The 24497-nt window shown below is 63.8% G+C and carries 22 protein-coding genes; 17 read left to right on the top strand and 5 right to left on the bottom strand.

Features of this window, described 5'->3' with window-relative positions; translation table 11 throughout:
• Positions 1-3: 3 nt before the first annotated feature.
• Positions 4-2949, bottom strand: a complete 2946-nt coding sequence (gene polA / locus FJ978_RS06690; RefSeq protein ID WP_181176705.1) for a DNA polymerase I — start codon at positions 2947-2949, stop codon at positions 4-6.
• A gap of 419 nt (positions 2950-3368) precedes the next feature.
• Between polA and FJ978_RS06685 the strand changes: the two genes are divergently transcribed.
• From FJ978_RS06685 to FJ978_RS06650, 8 genes are all read left to right on the top strand, one after another.
• A complete protein-coding gene (locus FJ978_RS06685) occupies positions 3369-4754 on the top strand; it encodes a M20/M25/M40 family metallo-hydrolase (protein WP_140571135.1) in 1386 nt (461 codons plus the stop codon).
• A gap of 78 nt (positions 4755-4832) precedes the next feature.
• Positions 4833-5453 carry a ribonuclease D gene (locus tag FJ978_RS06680; RefSeq protein WP_140571133.1) on the top strand — a complete coding sequence of 207 codons (621 nt, stop codon included), beginning with the start codon at positions 4833-4835 and terminating at the stop codon, positions 5451-5453.
• A gap of 93 nt (positions 5454-5546) precedes the next feature.
• On the top strand, positions 5547-5747 hold the full coding sequence (locus FJ978_RS06675) for a hypothetical protein (protein WP_140571131.1): 201 nt from the start codon (positions 5547-5549) through the stop codon (positions 5745-5747).
• Between the two features lie 258 nt (positions 5748-6005).
• A complete protein-coding gene (locus FJ978_RS06670) occupies positions 6006-6260 on the top strand; it encodes a GlsB/YeaQ/YmgE family stress response membrane protein (protein WP_013892967.1) in 255 nt (84 codons plus the stop codon).
• A gap of 25 nt (positions 6261-6285) precedes the next feature.
• On the top strand, positions 6286-6432 hold the full coding sequence (locus tag FJ978_RS06665) for a hypothetical protein (RefSeq protein ID WP_140571129.1): 147 nt from the start codon (positions 6286-6288) through the stop codon (positions 6430-6432).
• Between the two features lie 35 nt (positions 6433-6467).
• A complete protein-coding gene (locus FJ978_RS06660; RefSeq protein ID WP_140571127.1) occupies positions 6468-7382 on the top strand; it encodes a hypothetical protein in 915 nt (304 codons plus the stop codon).
• Positions 7383-7581: 199 nt separating this feature from the next.
• Positions 7582-8571 carry a lactonase family protein gene (locus FJ978_RS06655; RefSeq protein ID WP_140571125.1) on the top strand — a complete coding sequence of 330 codons (990 nt, stop codon included), beginning with the start codon at positions 7582-7584 and terminating at the stop codon, positions 8569-8571.
• Between the two features lie 105 nt (positions 8572-8676).
• Positions 8677-10923, top strand: coding sequence for a transglycosylase domain-containing protein (locus FJ978_RS06650; protein ID WP_140571123.1), 2247 nt, complete (start codon positions 8677-8679; stop codon positions 10921-10923).
• Between the two features lies 1 nt (position 10924).
• On the opposite strand, the gene FJ978_RS06645 is transcribed toward FJ978_RS06650, so the two are convergent.
• A complete protein-coding gene (locus FJ978_RS06645; RefSeq protein ID WP_140571121.1) occupies positions 10925-11296 on the bottom strand; it encodes a nuclear transport factor 2 family protein in 372 nt (123 codons plus the stop codon).
• A 141-nt stretch (positions 11297-11437) separates the two neighbouring features.
• Between FJ978_RS06645 and FJ978_RS06640 the strand changes: the two genes are divergently transcribed.
• On the top strand, positions 11438-12190 hold the full coding sequence (locus tag FJ978_RS06640) for an SDR family oxidoreductase (RefSeq protein WP_140571119.1): 753 nt from the start codon (positions 11438-11440) through the stop codon (positions 12188-12190).
• Between the two features lie 20 nt (positions 12191-12210).
• On the opposite strand, the gene FJ978_RS06635 is transcribed toward FJ978_RS06640, so the two are convergent.
• Positions 12211-13131: a zinc-binding dehydrogenase gene (locus FJ978_RS06635; protein WP_140571117.1), complete on the bottom strand. Its 921-nt coding sequence runs from the start codon at positions 13129-13131 to the stop codon at positions 12211-12213.
• 163 nt (positions 13132-13294) lie between these two features.
• Here FJ978_RS06635 and FJ978_RS06630 point away from each other — a divergent pair, with 163 nt between their 5' ends.
• Positions 13295-14104: a helix-turn-helix transcriptional regulator gene (locus FJ978_RS06630; RefSeq protein ID WP_140571115.1), complete on the top strand. Its 810-nt coding sequence runs from the start codon at positions 13295-13297 to the stop codon at positions 14102-14104.
• Between the two features lie 11 nt (positions 14105-14115).
• On the opposite strand, the gene FJ978_RS06625 is transcribed toward FJ978_RS06630, so the two are convergent.
• Positions 14116-15900 (bottom strand): cation:proton antiporter, encoded by a 1785-nt coding sequence (locus FJ978_RS06625; protein WP_140571113.1) that lies wholly within the window; start codon positions 15898-15900, stop codon positions 14116-14118.
• A gap of 234 nt (positions 15901-16134) precedes the next feature.
• Positions 16135-16578, bottom strand: coding sequence for a host attachment family protein (locus tag FJ978_RS06620; RefSeq protein ID WP_140571111.1), 444 nt, complete (start codon positions 16576-16578; stop codon positions 16135-16137).
• Between the two features lie 417 nt (positions 16579-16995).
• Here FJ978_RS06620 and cysG point away from each other — a divergent pair, with 417 nt between their 5' ends.
• From cysG to FJ978_RS06585, 7 genes are all read left to right on the top strand, one after another.
• Positions 16996-18444 carry a siroheme synthase CysG gene (gene cysG / locus FJ978_RS06615; RefSeq protein ID WP_140571109.1) on the top strand — a complete coding sequence of 483 codons (1449 nt, stop codon included), beginning with the start codon at positions 16996-16998 and terminating at the stop codon, positions 18442-18444.
• Complete coding sequence (locus FJ978_RS06610; protein WP_140571107.1) at positions 18441-18746, top strand: DUF2849 domain-containing protein; 306 nt, start codon at positions 18441-18443, stop codon at positions 18744-18746. The genes cysG and FJ978_RS06610 overlap by 4 nt, the downstream gene beginning before the upstream one ends.
• A 41-nt stretch (positions 18747-18787) precedes the next feature.
• Positions 18788-20458 (top strand): nitrite/sulfite reductase, encoded by a 1671-nt coding sequence (locus tag FJ978_RS06605; protein WP_140571105.1) that lies wholly within the window; start codon positions 18788-18790, stop codon positions 20456-20458.
• Complete coding sequence (locus tag FJ978_RS06600; RefSeq protein WP_013892981.1) at positions 20433-21197, top strand: phosphoadenylyl-sulfate reductase; 765 nt, start codon at positions 20433-20435, stop codon at positions 21195-21197. Before FJ978_RS06605 ends, FJ978_RS06600 begins: the two co-directional genes overlap by 26 nt.
• Before the next feature lie 236 nt (positions 21198-21433).
• Positions 21434-21967, top strand: a complete 534-nt coding sequence (locus FJ978_RS06595; protein WP_140571103.1) for a DUF934 domain-containing protein — start codon at positions 21434-21436, stop codon at positions 21965-21967.
• Positions 21968-22062: 95 nt separating this feature from the next.
• Entirely contained in the window at positions 22063-23670 is a 1608-nt protein-coding gene (locus FJ978_RS06590; RefSeq protein WP_140571101.1) for a GMC family oxidoreductase N-terminal domain-containing protein, read from the top strand.
• Positions 23671-23863: 193 nt separating this feature from the next.
• Entirely contained in the window at positions 23864-24484 is a 621-nt protein-coding gene (locus tag FJ978_RS06585) for a DJ-1/PfpI family protein (protein WP_140571099.1), read from the top strand.
• Positions 24485-24497 lie beyond the last annotated feature (13 nt).

Here is a 24497-nt window from a genome sequence, read left to right as displayed (position 1 = left end):
CGCTCAATGCGCCTCGTCCCAGTTGTTGGCCGCGCGGGCGTCGACGTGCAGCGGGATCGACATCGATACAGCCGGCATCGCCGCATTTTCCATGACATGGCGTACGACTGGGATCGTCGCCTCGACTTCGGCCTCGACCGTCTCGAAAATCAGTTCGTCATGCACCTGCAAGAGCATGCGGGCGGACAGCTTTGCCTTCTCCAGCGCCTCGTCCATGCGCACCATGGCGCGGCGGATGATGTCGGCGGCGGTGCCTTGCAGGCGGGCGTTGATCGAGGCGCGCTCGTTGAACGCGCGGATCGAGGGGTTGGACGATCTGATGTCGGGATAGTGAATGCGGCGGCCGAAGATCGTCTCGACGAAGCCATGCTCGCGGGCGTAGGCCTTGGTCTCCTCGATATAGTCGCGGATGCCGGGGAAACGCTCGAAGTATTTCTTGATGTAGTTGCTTGCCTCCTCGCGCGGGATCGACAGCTGGTTGGCAAGGCCGAAGGCGGAGATGCCGTAGATGATGCCGAAATTGATCGCCTTGGCGCGGCGGCGGACTTCCGAAGGCATGCCCTCCACAGGCACGTTGAACATTTCCGAGGCGGTGATTGCGTGGATGTCGGCGCCGTCGGCGAAAGCCTGCCGCAGTTGCGGGATCTCGGCGACATGGGCGAGCACGCGCAGTTCGATCTGGCTGTAGTCGGCCGAGACCAGCCGGTTGCCCTTGTCGGCGATGAAGGCGGTCCTGATCTTGCGCCCCTCGGCGGTGCGCACGGGAATGTTCTGCAGGTTCGGGTCGGAGGATGACAGGCGGCCCGTGGTGGTCGCGGCAAGCGCGTAGGAGGTGTGGACGCGTTTGGTGTCGGGATGGATGAAGCCGGGCAGCGCATCGGTATAGGTCGATTTCAGCTTGGTCAGCTGGCGCCAGTCGACGATCTTGCGCGGCAGTTCGTGACCCTCGGCGGCAAGGTCTTCCAGAAGTTGCGCCGAGGTCGACCACTGGCCGGTCTTGGTCTTGGAGCCACCGGGAAGGCCCATGCGGCCAAAGAGGATGTCGCCGAGCTGCTTGGGCGAGCCGATGTTGATGCGCTCGCCGACGAGCTGGTAGATTTCCTCCTCCAGCCGGGCGGCACCTTGCGCCAGTTCGCCCGACAGCCTGGACAAGATCTGCCGGTCGACCGAAATGCCGCGCTGTTCCATGCGCGCCAGCACCGGCACCAGCGGTCGTTCCAGCCGCTCGTAGACCGATACCAAGCCGGTGGCGGCAAGCCGGGGCTTCAGCACCAGCCAGAGCCTGAGCGTCACGTCGGCGTCCTCGGCGGCGTGGGCGGTTGCCTTGTCGATGTCGACCTGATCGAAACCGACCGAGTTCTTGCCGGAGCCGATCACGTCCTTGAGCTGGAGAGGGGTATGGCCAAGCCATTTATCGGCAAGCGCGTCCATGCCGTGGCCATGCGGGGTGCCGGCATCGAGCACATAGGAGATCAGCATGGTGTCATCGAATGGCGCGACATCGATGCCATAGCGGCTCATGATGACGAGATCGTATTTAAGGTTCTGCGCGATCTTGAGGACCGATTTGTCCTCCAGCAGTGGTTTCAGCACCGCCAGCGCCTCGCGAACAGGAATCTGGTTTTCGAGCGTACCGCCGCCGAGCAGGTCACCGTTGCCGCTCTTGTGGGCAAAGGGAATATAGGCGGCGCGGCCGGGCGCGGTCGCCATTGCCATGCCGATCAGTTCGGCCTGCATCGGATCGGCCGCTGTCGCCCTGACGTCGAAGGCGGCGATACCAGCCTCGCGCGCTTCGGCCACCCATGCTTTCAAGGTCGCGATGTCGCGAATGCATTGGTAGGCCGATATGTCGATCTTGCGGGTGGCCGCCCGCTCCAGCCGCAGCGCTGCGAGCAGGGAAGGCGTGTCGCCCTGCTTTGGTGTTTCGGTCGTTCCGTTGGCCTGGCTTGGCTCGGCCCCGTTTCGGGCCATGACGGGTGCTCCGGCGCCGACATCCGGCCCATGCGCGCTATCGGCGCGTTCGACGGTGACCGCGACGGCAGGGACATCCCCGGCCTCAGTGCTGGTCGCTTCCGCCACACGGCGGGTCAGCGAGGTGAATTCCATGGTCTTGAGGAAGCCGATCAGCTTCGGGCCATCCGGTGCATGCAGGACGAAGTCGTCCAGCCCCTCGGCCACCGGCACGTCGTTCTTCAGCGTCACCAGCTGGCGCGAGATGCGCGCCTTGTCGGTGTTGGCGATGATCGATTCGCGCCTCTTGTCCTGCTTGATCTCGCCGGCCCGGGCCAGCAGCCCGTCGAGGTCGCCGAACTGCTCCAGCAGTTGCGCCGCCGTCTTCGGGCCGATGCCGGGCACGCCGGGAACGTTATCCACGGAGTCGCCGGTCAACGCCTGCAGATCGACCATCTTTTCCGGCGGCACGCCCCATTTCTCGATCACTTCGGGAACACCGATCTGGCGATCCTTCATCGGGTCGTACATGCCGACCGTGGCACCGACCAGTTGCATAAGGTCCTTGTCGGAGGAGATGATGGTGGTGTCGCCGCCTGCCTCGCAGGCCAGCCGGCAATAGGTGGCGATGAGATCGTCGGCCTCGAAGCCTTCCATCTCGATGCAGGGCAGGTTGAACGCCCGGGTCGCCTGGCGGATCAGGCCGAATTGCGGGATCAGATCCTCGGGCGGCGCCGAACGGTTGGCCTTGTATTCGGGATAAAGGTTGTTGCGGAAGGTTTTCGAGGAATAGTCGAAGATGACTGCGAAATGCGTCGGCACAATGCCTACATCGGTGTTGCGGGCATCCTGCATCAGCTTCCACAGCATGTTGCAGAAACCGGAAACGGCGCCGACCGGCAGGCCGTCGGACTTGCGTGTCAGCGGCGGCAGCGCGTGATAGGCCCGGAAGATGTAGCCGGAGCCGTCGACAAGGAAGAGATGATCGCCTTTTTTCATGCCGGCAGGGATAGCGCGGCGCGACGGCTTGGTCCATGCCAAAGACATCGCCAGATATCGGTTCCGGCAAGACCCTGACAGACCAGGTCGAGGCGGCCTGATCACGGCCACGTTACAAAAGTGTAATACTCGTGCCCTTGAATCGCCACGTTCACAGACCCAAATAGATGTCATCGGCAGTTTTCGCCGAAGTCCGGAGCAAGGCCCGTCCCCCGCCTATCCCGGACACTTGCGGCAGCCTATCCCCCCTCTCCGGGCTGCCGCATCGTTTCGAGTAAAGGCCGCCGTGGTTCCCCTCCACCACGGCGGCATTTTTTTGCCTTGCGACATAGCCGCGCGGCCGTGGTCCAATCGTCTCGGGCTTTTCGTTTTGCCGCTCTGCCTTTACGGTTCCGGCACTGAATCGAAAGGCTTAGCAAATGTCCGCAATTTCCCCCGTCCTCGACCGCCTCGACAAGAATCTCGACCAGAGCCTCGAACGGCTGTTCGGCCTGCTGAGGATCAAGTCGATCTCCACCGATCCGGCCTATGCCGCAGACTGCCGCAAAGCGGCGGAATGGCTGGTGGCGGAGCTGAAGCTGATCGGCTTCGACGCCAGCGTGCGTGACACGCCCGGACATCCGATGGTCGTCGCGCATCATGACGGGCCGGCCGGTGCGCCGCATGTGCTGTTCTATGGCCACTACGACGTACAGCCGGTCGACCCGATCGAACTGTGGGAAAACGATCCGTTCGCGCCTGCCATCAAGGAGGTCGGGCCTGGCCACAAGGTGATCACCGGGCGTGGCTCGGCCGACGACAAGGGCCAGCTGATGACCTTCGTCGAGGCGTGCCGCGCCTGGAAGCAGGTGCATGGCAACCTGCCATGCAACATCACCATCCTGTTCGAGGGCGAGGAGGAGTCCGGCTCACCGTCGCTGAAGCCGTTCCTCGAAGCCAATGCCGGGGAGCTCAAGGCCGACTTCGCGCTGGTCTGCGATACCGGCATGTGGGACCGCGACACGCCGTCCATCTGCGTGGGACTGCGCGGACTGGTCGGCGAGGAGATCACGGTCAAGGCCGCCGACCGCGACCTGCATTCCGGCCTCTATGGCGGGGCCGCCGCCAACCCGATCCGCATCCTCACCAAGGTGCTGGCCGACATTCATGACAAGGACGGCCATATCACCATCCCCGGCTTCTATGACGGCGTCGAGGAAACGCCGTCGCAGGTACTGAAATCATGGGAGACGCTTGGCGAGACGGCCGAGACCTTCCTCGGGCCTGTCGGCCTGTCGATCCCGTCGGGGGAAAAAGGCCGTTCGGTGCTGGAACTGACCTGGGCACGGCCGACCGCCGAGTTCAACGGCATCATCGGCGGCTATACCGGAAAGGGGTTCAAGACGGTGATCGCGGCGGAGGCATCGGCGAAGGTGTCGTTCCGCCTCGTCCACAAGCAGGATCCCAAGAAGATCCGCGCAGCCTTCCAGAAATTCGTCAGCGAGCGCATTCCGGCCGACTGTTCGGTCGAGTTCCACCCGCATGGCGGCTCCCCGGCAATCCAGCTTTCCTACGACTCGCCTTTCCTGGCCAAGGCCAAGAATGCGCTGTCCGATGAGTGGCCGAAGCCTGCGGTGACGACCGGCAGCGGCGGCTCCATTCCGGTGGTCGGCGACTTCCAGACCTATCTCGGCATGGAATCGCTGCTGGTCGGCTTCGGCCTCGACGACGACCGCATCCATTCGCCCAACGAGAAATATGAGCTCTCATCCTTCCACAAGGGCCAGCGCTCCTGGGCGCGCATTCTCGATGCACTGACGCGCTGAGCGGCGGAAAACGAGATTTCTTGTTGATTTTTCACCGGATCGCGGCGAGGACGGGTAACGCCGCGACCGGAGAAGACAATGGCCGATATCCGTTTCCACAAGCATGATCTGCCTGACCTCACGCATTACAACGTCGGGGCAGTGGCCATCGACACGGAAACGCTGGGCCTCAACCCGCATCGCGACCGGCTGTGCGTGGTGCAGATCTCGCCCGGCGACGGCAGCGCCGACGTTATCCAGATCGCACCAGGGCAGAAGAAGGCGCCGAACCTCGTCAGCCTGCTCAGGAACCGCGGCATAACCAAGCTGTTCCACTACGGGCGCTTCGACCTTGCCGTGCTCTACAATGCGTTCGGGGTGATGCCCGAGCCGGTGTTCTGCACCAAGATCGCCTCGCGGCTGACCCGTACCTATACCGACCGTCACGGGCTGAAGGACATCTGCTTCGAGCTTCTCGGCGTCGGCCTCTCCAAGGCGCAGCAATCGTCGGACTGGGGGGCCGAAATACTGTCGCCCGAACAGCTCGAATATGCCGCTTCCGATGTGCTCTATCTGCACCGGCTACGCGATGTGCTCTCCGGGCGGCTGGCACGCGATGGGCGGACCAAGGAGGCCGATGCCTGTTTCCGCTTCCTGCCGACGCGGGCCAAGCTTGACCTGATGGGCTGGGGCGAAGAGGATATCTTCGCTCACAGCTGACAGGCCTCGCGCAACTGCGTTGCCGGAGCGTTCGGAACCACCTGCAAGCCGTCGCGTTTTTTCGGCTCAGTTTGTCGGTTCGAAGGGGATAACATGGCCGACCGAAAGCCCATAGCGACCGCGCCGACCGACGGCTCCAAGGTCACCGTCATGTGGAAAGACAGCGACGGCGTGCTGAACGAGTCCATCGCGCAATATCGCGACGACGGCTGGTGGGTCTACACCGACAGCCACACGCAAAAGAAGGTCGAGCCGACCAGCTGGCGGCCCGCCGCCAGCGATGATGACGATTAGATTTTGACGCGATCCCCCCAGGGAAAGCGCTACGCGCTTTTCCCGGGAAAACCGGCTCACAGTTTTCCTGGAATTGCTCTATCCCTTTGTTGGAGCATGATCTTTTTCGAAAACCGGTTCCCACTTTTCAGGATCATGCTCCAGTGAGCGCGCCGCTGGCGAGGCCGGCTGCTTTCGCATAGCCTGAAGCCGTTGATATCGAGGCCGATTCGGAGCTTTCCGCCCCGCATTCGCGCTCTTGCTTGGAGGAAAATCGCTATGGGTGTCGAAAGCCTTCTCGTCTTCATCATCATCGGTGCCATCGCCGGCTGGCTTGCCGGTCTCATCGTCTCGGGTTTCGGCTTCGGCCTGATCGGCAACATCATCGTCGGCATCGTCGGCGCTTTCATCGCCGGCTGGCTTTTCCCTCGGATCGGCTTTTCCATTGGCGGCGGCGTCATCGCTTCCATCATCCACGCCACGATCGGCGCCATTATCCTGCTGGTGCTGGTGAAGGTGCTGAAACGAGCCTGAGGCTCGACATCGGAAAGAGCGCGGCATGAAACAGAATACGCTCTATCTCGTCATTGGCGCGCTCGCCGTCGTGGTCATCGCGCTCGGCGTCTATGTCTACCGCGAGCAGACTAAGCCGAAAGGCGTTGAACTCAAGATCGACGACAAGGGCATTTCGATCCAGCAGAACTGAACCCGCCGTTGATTTGGCGGATGCAGGAGCGCGACATGGGGGCTTCCAACGCGCCGGAGGGCGACGATCAGCCCAGGATTAGCGTGGCGGAATGGGAGCGGCTGAACAGGCCGCCAAGGCGCGAAGCGCTGCTACGCTACCACTGGCGGACATTTCGCTTCCTGCGGACGGCCGCGCCGGTCAGCGAATTGCAGGGGCGACAACAGGCATTCCGCAACGCGGTCGTCGCCACCGTGGCATTCAACCGGCCCGATGTGATCGAGTGGCAGATCCATCTCGTGCGCCGATACCTAGCCGAACATGAGAGCTACATTGTCTTCGACAACAGCAAGAAGGACGAGGCGAGGAAGGCGATCCGCGACCTCTGCCGCCGCCAGCAGGTCCCCTATGTCGCCTTGCCGAAGAACAGGCTTGTCGTCTCCAGATCACACGGCCAGGCGCTGAACTGGATCGTGCGGAACTTCGTGACCGGTTTCGGCCCGAAGCTCTTCGGTTTCATCGACCATGATATCTTTCCCACGCAAGCATTCTCCATCCGCGACCGGCTCAAGGGCAAGAGCGCCTACGGTAGCGTGCGGCGCGATACGCCGACGCCGGGCGGCTGGTTCCTGTGGCCCGCCTTCTGCTTCTTCGACGGGAGCCTGCTGCGGCGACCGCTGGATTTCGCCCCGAGCTACAAGTTTCACATGGATTCAGGCGGCGGCAACTGGCCGGTGCTTTACCGGTCGATGGATCCGGCGTCGATCAGGTTTACGCAGGACACCTTGCTCCGCTTCGACGAGGGGGATGATCGGCATGAGGATTTTTTCATGTCTGTCGACGGCTGGCTGCATATAACGAATGCATCGAACTGGCGAAAACAGCCGGTCGACAGGCGCGAACACCTGGTTGCTTTGCTGCGGCAAGCCGGCGGTCCCGACCAGCCGGATGTGACGTTCGAGCCGATCTGAATGGGGTCTTCATGTCGCTCGATGTGCAGATGGCGGACGGCCTTGACCGATAGGCGCAAGGAGCATGGCTGGCGGCCTGAAATTCAAGGGCTATCTGGCAAAGGCAGCGGGTCTCTAGCATGACATCAAACCGGTTGGAGATTCGCCGGCGGGTGCAAACCGAGTATTTCCGGCGTTCGATCTGGACGAGAAGCACATCATGACACCCCAGATCGGCTTCAAGGCCAGTGAAGCGGTGCGGGCGGCCCTTTCAGCGATCGGAAGAACCGAGGACCTGCGCTTTTCGCCGGACAATCGGCTGCTGGCGATCGCGGGCTTCGCGCGCAAGCGGTGCCTGGTCCTGCGTGTCGATGTCGGGATGGGGCCGGGTAGTCCCGATGTCACGATCCATGATTTCATGGAGCTGAGATCGGAGAGCATCGGCGAGGTGCATGGGCTGGACTTCATCGATGACCGGACCCTGGTGGTGGCCAACCGCGACGGGAAGCTTGCGGTGTTCGAACTGCCGGTGGAAAGCATGGCGGGGCAGCATCGGGAAATCACGGCCGTTCGCCGGATCAACGGCAAGCCCTTTTGCAAACTTAAAACACCGGGCTCGGTCGTCGTCCGGCGTCAGTCCGGCGGCCGCATCAGCCTGCTGGTCTGCAACAATTACACGCATCTGGTCACCCGGCATGTGGCTGTCGGCTGGCTGGGCTACCGGACGATCAGGAACCGGCCATTGCTCAGGAATGGGCTGGACATTCCCGACGGCATCGCGCTCAGCCATGACGGCCGGTGGATTGCCGTCAGCAGCCACGGCACAAGGGACGTCAAGCTTTACCGGATGTCCCCATCGCTTGGGCCCGACAGCGAGCCCACCGGCATCCTGCAGGACGCCGGCTTTCCGCATGGCCTGCGCTTTACCGATGACGACCGGCACATCCTTGTCGCCGATGCGGGCAGCGCGGCGGTGCATGTCTATGCCAGCAATGGCGATTGGACCGGGCATCGCCGCCCGTCGCGTTCGGTCGCCGTGCTCGATGAGGAAATTTTTCAGCGCGGCAGAGCCAGCATCGAGGAAGGCGGCCCGAAAGGCCTCGACATCGACCGGTCGAACAGCGTCGTGGCGGTGACCTGCGAGGAGCAGGCACTGGCCTTTTTCTCTCTCATAGCGGTGACGGGCAGTGACGAATTTAGAAAATCGTAAGGAATTTCAAAAGGGTGCATAAACCCTGCTTTAACCCGCCCTTAAATCGCCGCATCTACTCTTCAACCGGAGCGCCATAGGCACCGGGGACAGACAGCGCAGCGCATGGCGAACCGCAGGGACAACCGTATCGAACCGAGTTTCGAGGGACCGCCGCAGGTGCGATCCCAGCCGGGTCTTTCGGTGAGCGAAGAGGATCGCGTCGTGCCGAGCAACCGCAAAGCCTCCGCAAAGCGCAAATCGTCGAAGGCGAAGTCGTCGCGCGGTGGGCGTGGCAGAAGCCGGCGCGGCCTGTTCGGTGTGTTTGGCCGGCTGTTCTATTGGTGCTTCGTGCTCGCCATCTGGGGCGGAATCGCGGTGGCGGGCGTTGTCGTCTACTACGGCGCCAAGATGCCGGCGGCCACCACCTGGTCGATCCCGGACCGCGCCCCCAACATCAAGATCGTCTCGGCCGACGGCCAGTTGCTCGCCAATCGCGGCATGAGCGGCGGCGAGGCGGTCGGCTTGCACGAAATGTCGCCCTATATTCCCGAGGCGGTGATCGCCATCGAGGACCGCCGTTTCTATTCGCATTTCGGCATCGACCCGATCGGCCTGTCGCGCGCCATGGTGACCAACGTCATCGGCGGGCATTTCTCGCAAGGCGGTTCGACGCTGACCCAGCAATTGGCCAAAAACCTGTTCCTGACGCCCGACCGCACGTTGGAGCGCAAGGTGCAGGAGGTGTTGCTGGCGCTGTGGCTGGAGCACAAGCACACCAAGGACCAGATCCTCGAAATGTATCTCAACCGGGTCTATTTCGGTTCCGGCGCCTATGGCGTCGAAGCGGCTTCCCGGCGCTATTTCGGCAAGAGCGCGCGCGACGTCACCCTGTCGGAAGCAGCGCTGCTTGCCGGCTTGCTGAAAGCCCCGTCGCGGCTGTCGCCGGCGCGCGATCCGAAGGCTGCCGAGGAGCGGTCGCAGCTCGTGCTCGCCGCCATGCGCGAGGAGGGCAAGATCAGCGAGAAGGAGCTCAAGACCGCGCTGAGCGCGCCGGCGACGCGCTCGCCGTCTTATTGGACCGGGTCGGAAAACTACGTTGCCGACACCATCATGGAAGAACTGCCCGACCTGATCGGCGACGTGCGCGGCGACATCGTCATCGATAGCACTGTCGACCTGAACCTGCAGAAGCTGGCCGAACAGTCGATCCGCAGGCTGATCGACGACAGCGGCAAGAAGCTCAACGTCACCCAGGGCGCGCTGGTGTCGATCGACGATTCCGGCGCGGTGCGCGCCATGGTCGGCGGCTACGATTACTCGACCAGCCAGTTCGACCGCGCCTCCGAGGCACGCCGCCAGCCGGGCTCGGCGTTCAAGCCGTTCGTCTATATGGCGGCGCTCGAAGCCGGCCGTACGCCCGACAGCGTCCGCAACGATGCGCCCATCAAGATCGGCAACTGGACGCCTGACAATTATGGCGGCAAGTATTTTGGCAAGGTGACGCTGGCGACCGCCTTGGCGAAGTCGCTGAACTCCGTCGCCGCGCAATTGACCATGGAGGTCGGGCCGAACGCGGTGGTCGAGGCGGCGCACCGCATGGGCGTGCAATCCGATCTGCAGTCCAACACCTCGATCGCGCTCGGCACGTCGGAAGTGACGCCGCTGGAACTGACCTCAGCTTATGTGCCTTTCGCCAATGGCGGTTACAAGCCGGACATCCACTTCATCCGCCGCATCACAACCGCCGACGGCAAGGTGCTGTACAACAGCGGTGGCGGCAGCGCGCCGCGTGTCGTCAAGCCCGAGATCGTCGGCATGATGAATTCGATGATGACCGGCACCGTCGAGATCGGCACCGCGAAGAAGGCAGCCTTTGCCTGGCCGTCCGCCGGCAAGACCGGCACCAGCCAGAATTCGCGCGACGCCTGGTTCGTCGGCTACACCGCCAATCTCACCGCAGGTGTGTGGTTCGGCAATGATGATGGCAGCCCGATGAAGAAGGTCACCGGCGGTGCGCTTCCGGCGCAGGCATGGCACGAGTTCATGGTCGCCGCGCATGAGGGTGTGCCGGTGAGGCCGCTGCCCGGCACCTGGAAATCGACGCCGCCCGACACGATCGTACCCGACGAGATACCGTCGGCCGGCAACAACCAGCCGGCGCCGGTTCCGTCCGCGTCGGTCGGCCAGCAGGCGCCGGCCGCTCCGATCCGCGCGGCGCGGCCGGCCCAGACTGTCGATGCCGATGGCTTCAGCATGCCGGCGGATGATGGCACCACGGCCTCGGTCGGACATCCCGTGCCGCCAGGCAGCGTCGGTGGCCCGCTGAAGAAGCGGCAGACCTCGATCCTCGACATCCTTGGCGGGGGGTGAGTTAACCGCCGTTCGCCTTTGGCTTGGCGCTGCCAAGCTTCTTGCTGTCAAAGGTCAACTTATCGCTATGGATCTTGCCGTCGCTGACGGTAAGATGTTTGGCGCAGGACAGCGCTCCGGACGACTTCGTCATCAGATCGTACATGAGCAAAGCCTGGCGATCATCGCCAAAGGCGGCAATCATGCGCACGCCGGTCACGTCCTGCGAGAGCTTCGTCAGGCCCTTCAGATAGGGTTCTTTGCCGGTCGACTGCTGCATCGGCCCATCGAAAACGACGTCCTCGGCGATATAGGATGCCGCCTTTTCGAGGTCATGGCTGGTCCACGCCGTGGTGAAGGCAGTGGCGATGTCGAGAGGTGCTGTCTGTGTCATGGCTCTGTCTCGTCGATTGGCTTGCATTGTCGAACCAACGAGGCGGCGGCTTCCCGGTTCCGGCTTTCTGGCGAATGGTGACATTTCGGCCTCTCGCCACCTCGCTGACGTTCGGCTACATCTCCAGCCAGGAGACCCGACATGGCTGAACTCGACACCCGAAAAACCATCGTGCTGACCGGCGCCAGCCGGGGCATCGGCCATGCCACGGTCAAGCGCTTTTCGCGCGAGGGGTGGCGCGTCATCACCTGTTCGCGCCAGGCCTTTGCCGAGGATTGCCCATGGCCGGCAGGTCCCGAGGACCACATCAAGGTCGATCTCGCCGACCAGGAAGACGTCGGCATCGCCGTCTCGGAAATCCGCCACCGGCTGGAAGCGCATGGCGGCCAGTTGCACGCGCTGGTCAACAATGCCGGCATTTCGCCGAAGCTCAGCGATGGCAACAGCCGCATGAACTCGATCGACACGCCGATGCATGTCTGGCGCGACGTGTTCCAGGTCAATTTCTTCGCGCCGATCATGCTGGCGCGCGGCCTGTTCAAGGAACTGGCGGCGGCCAAGGGATCGATCGTCAACGTCACCTCGATCGCCGGCACGCGCGTGCATCCCTTCGCCGGCACCGCCTATGCGACATCGAAGGCGGCGCTCGGCTCGCTGACGCGCGAAATGGCGCATGATTTCGGCCCCCACGGCATCCGCGTCAACGCCATCGCGCCGGGCGAGATCGACACGGCGATCCTGTCGCCGGGCACGGGCAAGATCGTCGAGACCATTCCGCTGAGGCGCCTCGGCACCACGGCCGAGGTCGCCGACATCATCTTCTTCCTGTGTTCGCAGCAGGCGTCCTACGTGACCGGCTCGGAAATCCACATCAATGGCGGCCAGCACGTGTGAGGCTTCAGGCTAGGATCGCCTCATCCGGTGATGGTGAGAACCGCCTTGCCGCTGAAGCTACGCTGTCGCAGTGCGTCCAGGGCCTGGGCGATGTCCGTCCACGGCACGGTCATGGCGACGCGGGTCTCCAGCCGGCCGGCCGCGGCCAGGGTGAGCAGCGAGGCGATGTCCGCGCCAATGTCAGGACCAGACGTGTAGTAGGCGAAGGTCTGCAGCCTCGCCCCCTCGTGGCCGGGAACGAACTGGCGGAACCCGACCGGCGTGAGTTCGCCACTGCTCGAACCGAACATGACGATGGTGCCGCCGGGTGCAACGCGTTCGATGGCGTGTGCCAGGCTTTCGCCGCCGACCGACTCGGTGATCAGTGAAAACAGCCCCTCGGCCTGCTCTATCGACTCGACAATCTGCTCGGCTCCGAGGCCGCGGAGATCCTCGGCATGCCGGGCGGCGGCGATTGCTGTCACGGAAGCGCCTTGCTCGCGGGCGATCTGGATCTGAAAACGGCCGACGGCGCCGCTTGCACCGGTGATCAGGACCCGCTGGCCGGCCAGGTCGCCGCCATGGCGCAAAGTCCGAAGCGCCGTGGTGCCCGCGACCGGAAGCGTGGCGGCGGAGGCAAAGCTAACCGCGTCGGGGATGACCGCAAGACGGTCGGTTGAAACGGCGACACGTTCGGCCCAGCCGGCCTGGTCGACCAAAGCCGCAACCCGGGCGCCCACGGCTGGCCCGGAGCCATCGGCGGCAGCCCGTTCGACAATCCCGGCGATGTCCTGGCCGGGTATCCAGCCATTCGGACGTATGGTGAGCAGGCGCAGCTCACCGCGGTTCAACGAGGTCGTGTGGACCGAGATCAGCGTTTCATTCGGGAGAGGCTGGGGTTCCTCGACTTCGGCGAGCGTCAGCCCGGTCACGCTATCGGAAGAAATGACTAGGGCGAGCATGGTCCATACCTCATTGCCGCATGGCGGAACGAACAGCTCCTGGGGCAACCGAAGAGAGTCCGGCCGCACGCTCCGGAGGTGCTCATTCACAAGCGCACCCTATCGATTTTCCCGTTTGAATAATTTAGATATCAAACCATATGATCGCTAAATTCCGTCAATCATGAGGCAGCCTCTCCGCTACCCCTGGCTCGATTTCGATGTGAACGATCCTTCCGTTCCGGCGATTGCCGTGCGCGTCGACGTTCCCGAGACCAGGGCGGAGGTGCCCGCCCATCGGCACCGCAAAGGCCAGCTCGTCTTCGCGCTCGGAGGCGGCGTCACATGCCGCGTCCCAAGCGGCCTATGGATGGTACCGCCGCATTGCGGGGTCTGGATTCCCGGCGACATGGAACACAGCAATGTCGCGACGGCCAACGCCCGGATCTTCTTCGTCTACATCGAGCCGGGAGCCGCCGACCTGCCGGATCGGTGCTGCACGCTGTCGATTTCGCCGCTGCTGCGCGAACTGATCATCGAGCTTTCCGATGGTGTCCAGGACGATCCGGCGCGGGATGAGCTGCTGACCAGGACGCTGCTCACCGAGTTGCCGCGCATGCCTGTCCAGCAACTGCACCTGCCGATCTCGTTCGAGCCGCGCTTGAAGAGAATCGCCGAAGCGTTGGCGGAAGATCCGGCCGACCGCAGCACTCTCGCACAATGGGCCAACCGCGTTGCGCTCAGCGAGAGCAGTCTCGCGCGCTTGGTGGTCAAGGAAACAGGGCTGAGCTTCGGCCGCTGGCGCCAGCAATTGCATTTGATCGTGGCAATTCGGGAATTGGCCTCCGGTGCCAGTGTGCAGCAGGTCTCTGGCGATCTCGGCTACGGTTCCGTCACCGCCTTCATCACCATGTTCAAGAAGGCGCTCGGGAAGCCGCCGGCAAAATATCTCGGCAGCATCGCGCAAAATGGCGGCTCTGCCTTCGTGGCGTAACCAGGATCTGCTTAGGCAGCGGACGGTTCAGCCGCCTCCGGCTTGTGGCCAAGCACCTCTTCGACGATCCCGCGCGCGATCTCGCGCTCGCCCATGATCACCGTGTCGGCGCCGAGCCCCTTGAGATGCTCGACTTCGGCGTCGGAATGGGCGCGGGCGATGACGTTGATGCCGGGATTGGCGGCGCGGGCACGCAGCACGACCTGACCGGCCTCGAACGCATTGGGGATGGCCAGGATCAGCCGCCTGGCGCCTTCCGGATTGGCGGCGGCGAAGACTTCGGCGTGGGCCGCATTGCCGGCAACGGTCTCGACGCCGTCCGCCTTCAGCTTCGCCAGTGTCTTGTCGGCGTCCTCGATGACGAGGAAGGGCAACGCTGCCTTTTTCAGCGCCGTCCCTACCAGGCTGCCGACACGGCCGTAACCGATCAGGATCGCATGATTGGTGAGTGCCGTCTTCGGTGGCGGACCGTCTTCATTTTTGGAAGTCGAGGCAACCGAGGCGACCTGGCCCGGTTCCGTCGCCGGACCAACCGGCTTTGCGTCGGCCGGTACCGCGGTCCTGGCGGCACGCGCCTCCAGCCACGGCTTCATCCAGTCGACGACAAGGAACATCAGCGGGTTGAGCAGGATCGACAGGATCGCGCCAGCCAGGATCAGGTCACGGCCCTGTTCCGGCAGAAGTTTCAAACCGACGCCGAGTTCCGCCAGGATGAAGGAGAATTCGCCGATCTGGGCAAGGCTTGCCGAAATCATCAAGGCGGTGGCCAGGGGATAGCCGAAGGCGACGACGATGACGAACGCCGCCAGCGACTTGCCGATGACGATGATGGCGAGCGTCGCCAGGATCGGCAGGCCATTGCTGACCAGGCTGAACGGGTCGAACAGCATGCCGACCGAGACGAAGAACAGCACCGAGAAAGCATCGCGCAGTGGCAGCGATTCTTCCGCCGCGCGATGGCTGAGTTCGGACTCGCTCATGATCATGCCGGCGAAGAAGGCGCCCAGCGCCAGCGAGACGCCGAACAGCTTGGCGGCGCCGAAAGCGACGCCGAGCGCAATGGCCAGCACCGAGAGGCGGAACAACTCGCGCGATCCGGTGTGGGCGACATAGTGCAGGATCCAGGGAATGACCCGGCGGCCGACCACGAGCATGACGACGACGAAGGCGGCGACCTTGGCCAGCGTGATGCCGACGACGCCCCAGATGCCGTAGCTTGCCGGCAACGACAGCAGGCCGCTAGCGTGCACATCCGCCTGTTCTTGGCCGCCAAGCACGCCGGCGAGGGCCGGCAAAAGCACCAGCGCCAGCACCATGGCCAGATCCTCGACGATCAGCCAGCCGACGGCGATGCGGCCGCGCTCGGTCTCGATCAGCCGGCGCTCCTGAAGCGCGCGCAGCAGCACCACGGTCGAGGCGACCGACAGCGCCAGACCGAACACAACCCCCGCGCCCATCGACCAGCCGAGCATCCAGGAAAGGCCGGCGCCGAGCGCGGTGGCAAAGCCGATCTGGACGATGGCGCCGGGCACGGCGATGGCGCGGACCGACAAGAGGTCCTTGAGCGAGAAATGCAGGCCGACGCCGAACATCAGCAGGATGACGCCGATCTCGGCCAATTCATTGGCGAGGCCGGCATCGGCGACGAAACCGGGCGTGTTCGGCCCCACCAGCACGCCGGCCACGAGATAGCCGACCAGCGGCGGAATGCGGAAACGATTGGCGAGAGCCCCGAAGACGAAAGCCAGCCCCAGACCGGCGACGATGGTGGCGATAAGGGGCGTGTCATGCGGCATTGTCTATGGAGCGCCTTTCAAGCTAGCGATGTCGGAAGTGCGCCGCCCGAAGCCGTCGCCTGTTTTGCAATATGATGGATGGGATGTCGGCGATGCAACCCGCACAGCGGCGAAATCGCCGGCGGGGAGACAAATGCTTGACCGCAGGTGCTTGAGCGCGGAGCCGCGCGGCCGCCCATCCGACCTGAAAATCGGGCGGTGTCGCCGCCCCAATGCCGATTGGCAGGCTGCCGATCAGGCGGCCCGCAGCATGGCCTCGATCTCTGGTATGGCGTGGTTGGTCAACGTCTTGGGGATTTCGGCGACGACCTTTTCCTCGACCTCCTTGTGCAATTTCTTGCGCATGGATCCGAGCACCATTGGCGGCGCGACGAGCACGATCTCGTTGAATTCGCCGCCATGCGCGAGTTTGTAGAGCCGGTCGGCGATCTCGTCGGCGAAGCGTTCCTTACCGATGCGGTGCCAGTCCGTGTCCTCGACCGCGCTGCGGTGCGCCGAGGGACCGTCATTGTGGCGACCCGGACTGTCACTGCCTTGCTCGCGCGTGGGCGGATTTTCCTGCTCCATCTCCTGCACGACCTGGAGGTCCGGAAATTTGTTGTCGCCGGCGTTCCTGAGGAAAAGTGCCTTTTCGCCATCAGCCACCATGATCCAGATACCGTGCTTCAGCTTGATCATGTGGCGGGTTCCTTTCTTCGACGTCATGGCTTTCCGCGCGCCCCGAACAGTTCGACTTCGGCACGAGGGGAACGCGTGGCGAACCGTTAATGTTCCAGCCTCTGGAATCGGCTTGAGGCCGGCGCGACGGACGCCGAAAGGCAGAGGCGCCCGAAGGCTGCTTTAATCTACTGAATTGGTAGAAATTAGAAAAAACTGTTTTGCGAGATGCTGCGCCAATGGCTAAAAAGACCTGAAATCAAGCTTTGCCGTGGCTGCTTGAATCCGCTCTTTGCGCGGATGTGGAATATTTTTCTCTTGCCCTTCGCAGTTGCGAAAAAGCGATTGCCTGCCATCACAGGATGCGCGAGTGCTTTGCTTCTGGTTTTCCGCGCCCGGGCGTAAAACTGCAGCCTGTTCAGGACTCTGCTCATTTTCATGCCGCACACCGCCCCCAAGCTCAATGCCTTCCCCGTCTTCGTGCGGGTCGAGGGCGAAGCCGTGGCCATTGTCGGCGGCGGCGAGGAAGCGCTGGCCAAAGCGCGGCTGATCGGACAGTCGAGTGCGGTTTTGCGCATCATCGCCCAAGACGCCGAACCGGAGCTGTTGGCTTTCATCGCCCAGACCGGCGCGAACCATGTCGCGGCGGCTTACGACGTGGCGCAGCTCGAAGGCGCGGTCTTGGTGTTTGCCGCCAGCGGCGAAGAGGCGCTGGACCGCCGGGTCGCCGAGGACGCGCGCACGCTGGGCATTCCAGTCAACGCCGTCGACCGGCCGGAACTTTGCGATTTCTTCACGCCGGCGCTGGTCAACCGTGCGCCGGTCGCCATCGCCATCGGCACCGAGGGTGCCGGCCCGGTGCTCGCCCAGATATTGCGCAGCCGCATTGACCGCATGCTGTCGCCGTCGCTCGGCAGGCTTGCGGCGCTTGCCGCTTCGTTCCGTGCCGCCGCCGAGAGACTGCCCAAGGGCAATATCCGCCGCCGCTTCTGGAGCGACTTCTTTGGCGGTGCGCCAGCGCGTGCCGTCGAGGCGGGCGAGCTTTCGCAGGCGCATGAAGCCGCGACCGACCTGTTGCTGTCGAACGCACCGGTCTCGGGCCACATCGCCCTGGTCGGCGCTGGTCCCGGTGCCGAGGATCTTCTGACGCTGCGGGCGCATCGCCTGCTGATGGAGGCCGACGTCATCGTCCATGACGCACTGGTGCCGGAGGCGGTCGTTGCCATGGGCCGCCGCGACGCCGAGCGCTTGCCGGTGGGAAAGCGCAAAGGCTGCCACACCAAGAGCCAGGCTGAAATCAATGCGCTGCTGGTCGAGCTCGGCCGCCAGGGCAAGCGCGTCGTGCGGCTCAAGTCGGGCGATCCGCTGGTGTTCGGCCGGGCCGGCGAAGAGATGGCGTCATTGCGCGATGCCGGCATCGCCTATGAGGTGGTTCCCGGCGTCACCGCGGCCTTTGCCGCCGCCGCCGATTTCGAACTGCCGCTCACTTTACGCGGGGTTTCATCGTCGATGGTGTTCACCACCGGCCACGACCTCAAGGGCAATTCATTGCCCGACTGGGCCAAGCTCGCGATTTCCGGCGCCACCGTCGCCGTCTACATGGGCCGCTCGGTTGCGGCCGAGGTTGCCGGCCGGCTGATCGAGGCCGGCCTGTCGCCGGACACGGCGGTCGCCGTGGTAGAGAATGCCAGCCTCGCCAACCGCCGCCGCTTCCACGGCACGCTGGCCGACCTGCCGTCGCTGGAAGCGCGCGCCGATCTCTCCGGGCCGGTCATGACCATTATCGGCGACGCCGTCGCCGGCGCCAATTTTGAACGTTCAGAGCCGCTTGCGGCACACACGCATGAAGGCGTGGCCAAGGCCACCTCCGAGAAAGTTCAGTCATGAAGATACTGACCGCCAACCGCCTGAGCGACGGCATCGCCGTGTGGTACGCCGATGGCGGCTGGGCCGAGACGGTGGACCACGCCGACCTTGCTCATGACAAGGCGGACGAAGACCGCCTGGAGGCGATCGGCGCCAAGGCCTGTGCCGACAATGAGGTGGTCGACGTCAACCTGATCGACGCTGAAGTCGTCGGCGGCATGGTCGAGCCGGTGCGGTTGCGCGAGAAGATCCGCGCCGCAGGTCCGACCATCCGCAACGATCTCGGCAAGCAGGCCGCCAAGCAGTCGACGTGGGCGGCCTAACAGACACCAGACGCGGGCGGACGCGCCCTGAAAGACGAAGCATGTACCGTTACGATGAGTTCGATCACGATTTTGTCCAGGCCCGCGTCGCCGAGTTCAGCGACCAGGTCCAGCGCCGGCTGTCCGGCGAGATCACCGAGGACCAGTTCAGGCCGCTGCGGCTGATGAACGGCGTCTACCTGCAGCTGCATGCCTACATGCTGCGCATCGCGGTGCCCTATGGCACGCTGAACGGCAAGCAGCTGCGCATGCTCGGCCACATCGCCCGCAAATACGACAAGGGCTATGGCCATTTCACCACGCGCCAGAACATCCAGTTCAACTGGCCGGCGTTGTCGGACATCCCGGCGATCCTGGCGGATCTCGCAAGCGTCGAGATGCACGCCATCCAGACCAGCGGCAATTGCATCCGCAACGTCACCGCCGACCATTTTGCCGGAGCCGCCGCCGACGAGGTCGCCGATCCGCGCCCTTATGCGGAAATCCTGCGCCAGTGGTCGTCGGTGCATCCGGAATTCTCGTTCCTGCCGCGCAAGTTCAAGATCGCGGTGACCGGTGCCGAGCGCGACCGCGCGGCCATCCAGACGCATGACATCGGCCTGCACCTGAAGAAGAATGCCGCCGGCGAACTGGGCTTTGCCGTCTATATCGGCGGCGGCCAGGGCCGCACGCCGATGGTGGCCCGCAAGATCCGCGACTTCCTGCCGGAAGCCGATCTTCTGTCCTACTGCACGGCGATCCTGCGCGTTTACAACCTCTATGGCCGCCGCGACAACAAGTACAAGGCACGCATCAAGATCCTGGTGCACGAGACCGGCGTCGAGGAAATCACCCGCCAGGTCGAGGCCGAGTGGCAAGAACTGAAGGACGCGGAGCTGAAGCTGCCGGATGCCGACATCCGCGCCATCGAGGCTTATTTCGCGCCGCCGGCGCTGACGGATCGGCCGGACGGCGACGAGACGGTCAAACTGGCACGTCTCGATTCCAGGGGCTTCTCGGAATGGCTCGACCAGAACGTGGTGACGCATCGCCATCCCGACTATGCGGCGGTGACGATCTCGCTCAAGGGCATCGGCGAAGTGCCGGGCGACGCTTCGGACAGCCAGATGGAAGCGGTCGCCGACATCGCCGAGAAATACGCTTTCGACGAGCTTCGCGTCAGCCATGAGCAGAACCTGATCCTGCCGCATGTGGCGCGCGCCGACCTCAAGGCCGTGTATGACGCGCTGGTCGACATCGGGTTGGCGACGGCCAATTCCAATTTGATATCGGACATCATCGCGTGCCCGGGCCTCGACTATTGCGCGCTGGCCACGGCGCGCTCGATCCCGATCGCGCAGGAAATCTCGCGCCGCTTCGCCTCGCTGGAGCGGCAGCGCGAGATCGGCGAGTTGAAGCTGAAGATTTCCGGCTGCATCAACGCCTGTGGCCACCACCATGTCGGCCATATCGGCATCCTCGGCGTCGAGAAGAAGGGCTCCGAGCTCTACCAGGTGACGCTGGGCGGCTCGGCCGACGAAAACACGTCGGTCGGCGAGATCATCGGCCGCGGCTTCTCGTCGGAAGAGATCACCGACGCCATCGAGCAGATCGTCGACACCTATCTCGGCCTTCGGGTCAACCCGCAGGAAAAATTCATCGACGCCTACCGCCGAGTCGGTCCCGCGCCGTTCAAGGAGGCGCTCTATGCTGGCGAAGCCAAGGCCGCTTGACCATATAGCCGACGTCGATGACGGCGCCGCCGCCAAGGCGGCGGGGCTCGATGCGCTGTATGGTCACCTGAACGCGCTCGAGATCATCGAACGCTCGGCGAGCGATCTGTTTCACGACGAGATCGCGGCCGTGTCGTCCTTCGGGGCGGATTCGGCTGTACTGCTGCACATGATCTCGGAGATCGACCGTACACTGCCTGTCATCTTCCTCGACACCGGCAAGCATTTCGAGGAGACGCTCGGCTACCGCGACGCGCTCGTCGCCGATTTCGGGCTGACCAACATAAGGGTGATCAAACCCGAGGAAGCGGCGCTCGAGCGGATCGACCCGACGGGCAATTTGCACCAGAGCAATACCGATGCCTGCTGCAACGTGCGCAAGGTCGAGCCGCTGGCGCGTGGCGTTGCACCGTTCCGTGCCTGGTTCACCGGGCGCAAGCGCTTCCAGGCCTCGACGCGCGCCGCATTGCCGGTGTTCGAAGCGGTCGGTCCGCGCATTCGCATCAATCCGCTGGCGCACTGGACGACATCGGACCAGGCGGACTACATGCGTGCGCATGCGCTGCGCGAAAATCCGCTCGTCGCCTATGGCTATCTGTCGATCGGCTGCTTCCCATGCACGCAGCCGGTGCAACCGGGCGAGGACGCGCGCAGCGGCCGCTGGGCCGGCCATGCCAAGACCGAGTGCGGCATTCATCTGTCGGGGCTGGAAGTATCGCTGACCGACGCATCCCTGTAGGATATGCTGGTATTCAGGTGAGACTGGCTGCAAATGCCAGCTTACTGCGCTTCCGGCCTTCGCCGGCCGAAGCACTCTTGAATGGCCGTGGTCATAAAGGCTACGGTCGGCGAAGGCCGGTGCTCACGTACTTCTAGTACGCTCCGCTCCGGTTCTCGGAAGCCGCCATTTTCGGCGCAGCCTGACCTGAATCTCAACACACCCTTGGCTCGTTTGAATATTTAGGAACTTTTTTGATGACTGAACCGACGACACCGGTCACCCGGCTCTGGACCCCGGATGGTTTTCGCGAGGATGAGTGGACGCATGCCGAGAGCGCGGACGCGCTCACGGGCAATGGCCGCTTCATCCTGCCGCTGCAGGCATTCCTAGATCTCGATCCGGAGGTGCGCCGCTCCGCCAGGGAGCGGCTCGGCGTGGCGCTGCAGCCCGGCGATCAGCTCGAGAAGATAGCCGACCTGCTCGACCAGCTGTCGCTGGTGGCATTGGCCTTTCCTGCCTTCAGCGATGGCCGCTCCTTCTCCAAGGGAGAATTGCTGCGCGAGCGCTATGATTTCGAGGGCGCCGTCCGCGCGACCGGCCAGGTCCTCGTCGACCAGCTGCCGCATATGCTGCGCCTCGGCTTCGACGAGTTCGAAATCTCCAACCCTGTGCTGTTGAAGCGCCTGGAGGAGGGCCGCATCGGCGGCCTGGGGCTCTACTACCAGCCGGCCGAGGCGCAGGAACCCAAGGGCCCGAAATATTCCTGGCGGCGCCTTCGCAACAGCTGACGCAGCGGTAATCGCCGACGTCTTTACATCAGCTCTGATCGGGCCTTCTCTGGGCTATCCGGACGGAAACATCCGCCGGGTGCGAGGAGGGAATCATGACTTTCGACTACGTCATCGCCGGCGGCGGGTCCGCCGGCTGCACGCTTGCCGCGCGTCTCTCCGAGGATCCATCGAAGACGGTCTGCCTGGTCGAAGCCGGCGGCGAGGGCAGGAACCTGTTCATCCGCGCCCCGGCCGGCGTCATCGCGCTGTTGCCCGGCCGGCCGAAGATCCACAACTGGGCATTCGAGACGGTGCCGCAGCAGGGTCTTGGCGGCCGCAAGGGCTACCAGCCGCGCGGCAAGGCGCTTGGCGGCTCGAGTGCCATCAATGCCATGCTCTATGTCAGGGGCCATCGCGGCGACTATGACGAGTGGGCCAATTTCGGCTGCGACGGCTGGTCGTGGGACGAGGTGTTGCCATATTTTCGGCGCGCGGAAGGCAACCAGCGCGGGAGCGATGCCCTGCACGGCGATGACGGGCCGCTGCGGGTTGCCGAGCAGCAGGAGCCGCGTGCGCTCTCCCGGGCCTTTGTCGAGGCTTGCGGCGAAAACCAGATCCGCCGCAATGACGATTTCAATGGACCGGAACAGGAAGGAGCAGGACTCTATCAGGTCACGCAGTTCTGGGGCGGACACCGCAATGGCGAACGCTGTTCGGCGGCGGCGGCCTATCTGCATCCGGCGATCGGCCGGCCAAATCTGACCGTCATCACCGGAGCGCATGCCACTGGGATTGTCCTTGACGGCAAGCGGGCCACTGGCGTGCGCTATCGCAAGGGCAACAGCGAAGCCGTTGCGCGAGCCACGCGCGAGGTCATCGTCTGCGGCGGCGCCTTTGGCTCGCCGCAACTGTTGATGCTGTCTGGAGTAGGACCAGCCGTCGAGCTTGCCGCCCACGGAATTCCGATGGTCCATGAATTGCCTGGCGTCGGCAAGAACCTGCAGGATCATCTGGATTTCATCATGGGCTGGACATCGAGGGATGCCGACATGATGGGCATCGGGCTGCGCGGTCTGCCTGGCTTGCTGCGGCATATGCTGCGCTGGCGCAAGGATGGCGGCGGCATGATCGCCACGCCCTATGCGGAGGGCGGCGCCTTCCTCAAATCCGACCCAGCGATCGACCGCCCTGACCTGCAACTCCATTTTTGCATCGCCATCGTCGATGATCATGGCCGCAAGCTGCATATGGGCTACGGCTTCTCCTGCCATGTCTGCGTGCTGCGGCCGCATTCGCGCGGCGAAGTCGGGCTGTCGACGCCGGACCCGTTGGCGCCACCGCGCATCGATCCGCGCTTCCTGTCCGACGAACGCGACGCCCATCTGCTCCTCAAGGGCGTCAGGACGATGCGCGGCATCCTGGAAGCGCCGGCGCTGGCCAAATACCGCGCCAAGGAGATCTACACCGCCGGCGCTTCGAGCGATGCCGATTTGATGGCCCATATCCGCGCCCGCGCCGATACCGTCTATCACCCCGTGGGCACCTGCAGGATGGGCGTCGACGATATGGCGGTAGTCGATCCGCAACTGCGTGTGCGCGGCATGCAGGCCTTGCGTGTCGTCGACGCTTCGGTGATGCCGACGCTGATCGGCGGCAACACCAACGCGCCGACCATCATGATCGCCGAAAAGGCCGCCGACATGATCAAGACGGCCGCCTGATTGTAGCTCTGGTCGAACCAGCGGCGCCGTTTTCCTCTGCAGCGAAGTGCTCACTGACCGGGGGCACAGCTATCGACGCCAACTGGTCGTACCAATTGTGCGATTTGTGCTTTCCCTTTCGTCGTCCTGCCCTTAGGATATGGCTATTATTTCGTGATCCGAAATAAATATGGCTACAAGGGAGGAACCGGAAATGGCTGGCAAGAAGATATTGATGCTCGTTGGCGAGTTCAGCGAGGAGTATGAGATTTTCGTCTTTGAACAGGCCATGCATGCCGTCGGCCACACGGTGCATGTCGTCTGTCCGGAGAAGAAGGCGGGCGACGTCCTGAAGACCTCGCTGCACGACTTCGAAGGCCACCAGACCTATACGGAAAAGCTCGGCCACGACTATATCCTCAACAAGACGTTTTCCGAGGTGGACCCGGCCAAATACGACGCCGTCTACGCGGCGGGCGGACGCGGGCCGGAATACATCCGCATCGACAAGCGCGTGCAGGCGCTGGTGCGCCATTTCCACGAGGCCGGCAAGCCGATCTTCACCATCTGCCACGGCGTGCAGATCCTGATCGCCGTCGACGGCGTGGTGCGCGGCAGGGAAGTCGCGGCACTTCACTATTGCGAGCCGGAAGTGACGCTGGCCGGTGGCATCTACATCGACGTCGCGCCGACCGGCGCCCATGTCGACGGCAATCTCGTGTCGGCCAAGGGCTGGCCGGGTCTATCCAACTTTATCCGCGAATGCCTGAAAGTGCTGGGCACGGAAATCCGCCATGGCGAGATCCTGATGCGCGACGAACGCCAAGCGGCCTGACCCGGACGTTGCC

Source organism: Mesorhizobium sp. B1-1-7 (assembly GCF_006442705.1).
In the GTDB taxonomy this organism is placed as follows: domain Bacteria; phylum Pseudomonadota; class Alphaproteobacteria; order Rhizobiales; family Rhizobiaceae; genus Mesorhizobium; species Mesorhizobium opportunistum.
The sequence above is the reverse complement of the archived record's forward strand: the minus strand, read 5'-3'. Positions and strand labels throughout refer to the sequence as shown.

What these genes read in the sequence shown, in the direction of transcription:
- polA (WP_181176705.1), bottom strand. Translation starts at nt 2,949, where the DNA reads ATGAAAAAAGGCGATCATCTCTTCCTTGTCGACGGCTCCGGCTACATC.
- FJ978_RS06685 (WP_140571135.1), top strand. Translation starts at nt 3,369, where the DNA reads ATGTCCGCAATTTCCCCCGTCCTCGACCGCCTCGACAAGAATCTCGAC.
- FJ978_RS06680 (WP_140571133.1), top strand. Translation starts at nt 4,833, where the DNA reads ATGGCCGATATCCGTTTCCACAAGCATGATCTGCCTGACCTCACGCAT.
- FJ978_RS06675 (WP_140571131.1), top strand. Translation starts at nt 5,547, where the DNA reads ATGGCCGACCGAAAGCCCATAGCGACCGCGCCGACCGACGGCTCCAAG.
- FJ978_RS06670 (WP_013892967.1), top strand. Translation starts at nt 6,006, where the DNA reads ATGGGTGTCGAAAGCCTTCTCGTCTTCATCATCATCGGTGCCATCGCC.
- FJ978_RS06665 (WP_140571129.1), top strand. Translation starts at nt 6,286, where the DNA reads ATGAAACAGAATACGCTCTATCTCGTCATTGGCGCGCTCGCCGTCGTG.
- FJ978_RS06660 (WP_140571127.1), top strand. Translation starts at nt 6,468, where the DNA reads ATGGGGGCTTCCAACGCGCCGGAGGGCGACGATCAGCCCAGGATTAGC.
- FJ978_RS06655 (WP_140571125.1), top strand. Translation starts at nt 7,582, where the DNA reads ATGACACCCCAGATCGGCTTCAAGGCCAGTGAAGCGGTGCGGGCGGCC.
- FJ978_RS06650 (WP_140571123.1), top strand. Translation starts at nt 8,677, where the DNA reads ATGGCGAACCGCAGGGACAACCGTATCGAACCGAGTTTCGAGGGACCG.
- FJ978_RS06645 (WP_140571121.1), bottom strand. Translation starts at nt 11,296, where the DNA reads ATGACACAGACAGCACCTCTCGACATCGCCACTGCCTTCACCACGGCG.
- FJ978_RS06640 (WP_140571119.1), top strand. Translation starts at nt 11,438, where the DNA reads ATGGCTGAACTCGACACCCGAAAAACCATCGTGCTGACCGGCGCCAGC.
- FJ978_RS06635 (WP_140571117.1), bottom strand. Translation starts at nt 13,131, where the DNA reads ATGCTCGCCCTAGTCATTTCTTCCGATAGCGTGACCGGGCTGACGCTC.
- FJ978_RS06630 (WP_140571115.1), top strand. Translation starts at nt 13,295, where the DNA reads ATGAGGCAGCCTCTCCGCTACCCCTGGCTCGATTTCGATGTGAACGAT.
- FJ978_RS06625 (WP_140571113.1), bottom strand. Translation starts at nt 15,900, where the DNA reads ATGCCGCATGACACGCCCCTTATCGCCACCATCGTCGCCGGTCTGGGG.
- FJ978_RS06620 (WP_140571111.1), bottom strand. Translation starts at nt 16,578, where the DNA reads ATGATCAAGCTGAAGCACGGTATCTGGATCATGGTGGCTGATGGCGAA.
- cysG (WP_140571109.1), top strand. Translation starts at nt 16,996, where the DNA reads ATGCCGCACACCGCCCCCAAGCTCAATGCCTTCCCCGTCTTCGTGCGG.
- FJ978_RS06610 (WP_140571107.1), top strand. Translation starts at nt 18,441, where the DNA reads ATGAAGATACTGACCGCCAACCGCCTGAGCGACGGCATCGCCGTGTGG.
- FJ978_RS06605 (WP_140571105.1), top strand. Translation starts at nt 18,788, where the DNA reads ATGTACCGTTACGATGAGTTCGATCACGATTTTGTCCAGGCCCGCGTC.
- FJ978_RS06600 (WP_013892981.1), top strand. Translation starts at nt 20,433, where the DNA reads ATGCTGGCGAAGCCAAGGCCGCTTGACCATATAGCCGACGTCGATGAC.
- FJ978_RS06595 (WP_140571103.1), top strand. Translation starts at nt 21,434, where the DNA reads ATGACTGAACCGACGACACCGGTCACCCGGCTCTGGACCCCGGATGGT.
- FJ978_RS06590 (WP_140571101.1), top strand. Translation starts at nt 22,063, where the DNA reads ATGACTTTCGACTACGTCATCGCCGGCGGCGGGTCCGCCGGCTGCACG.
- FJ978_RS06585 (WP_140571099.1), top strand. Translation starts at nt 23,864, where the DNA reads ATGGCTGGCAAGAAGATATTGATGCTCGTTGGCGAGTTCAGCGAGGAG.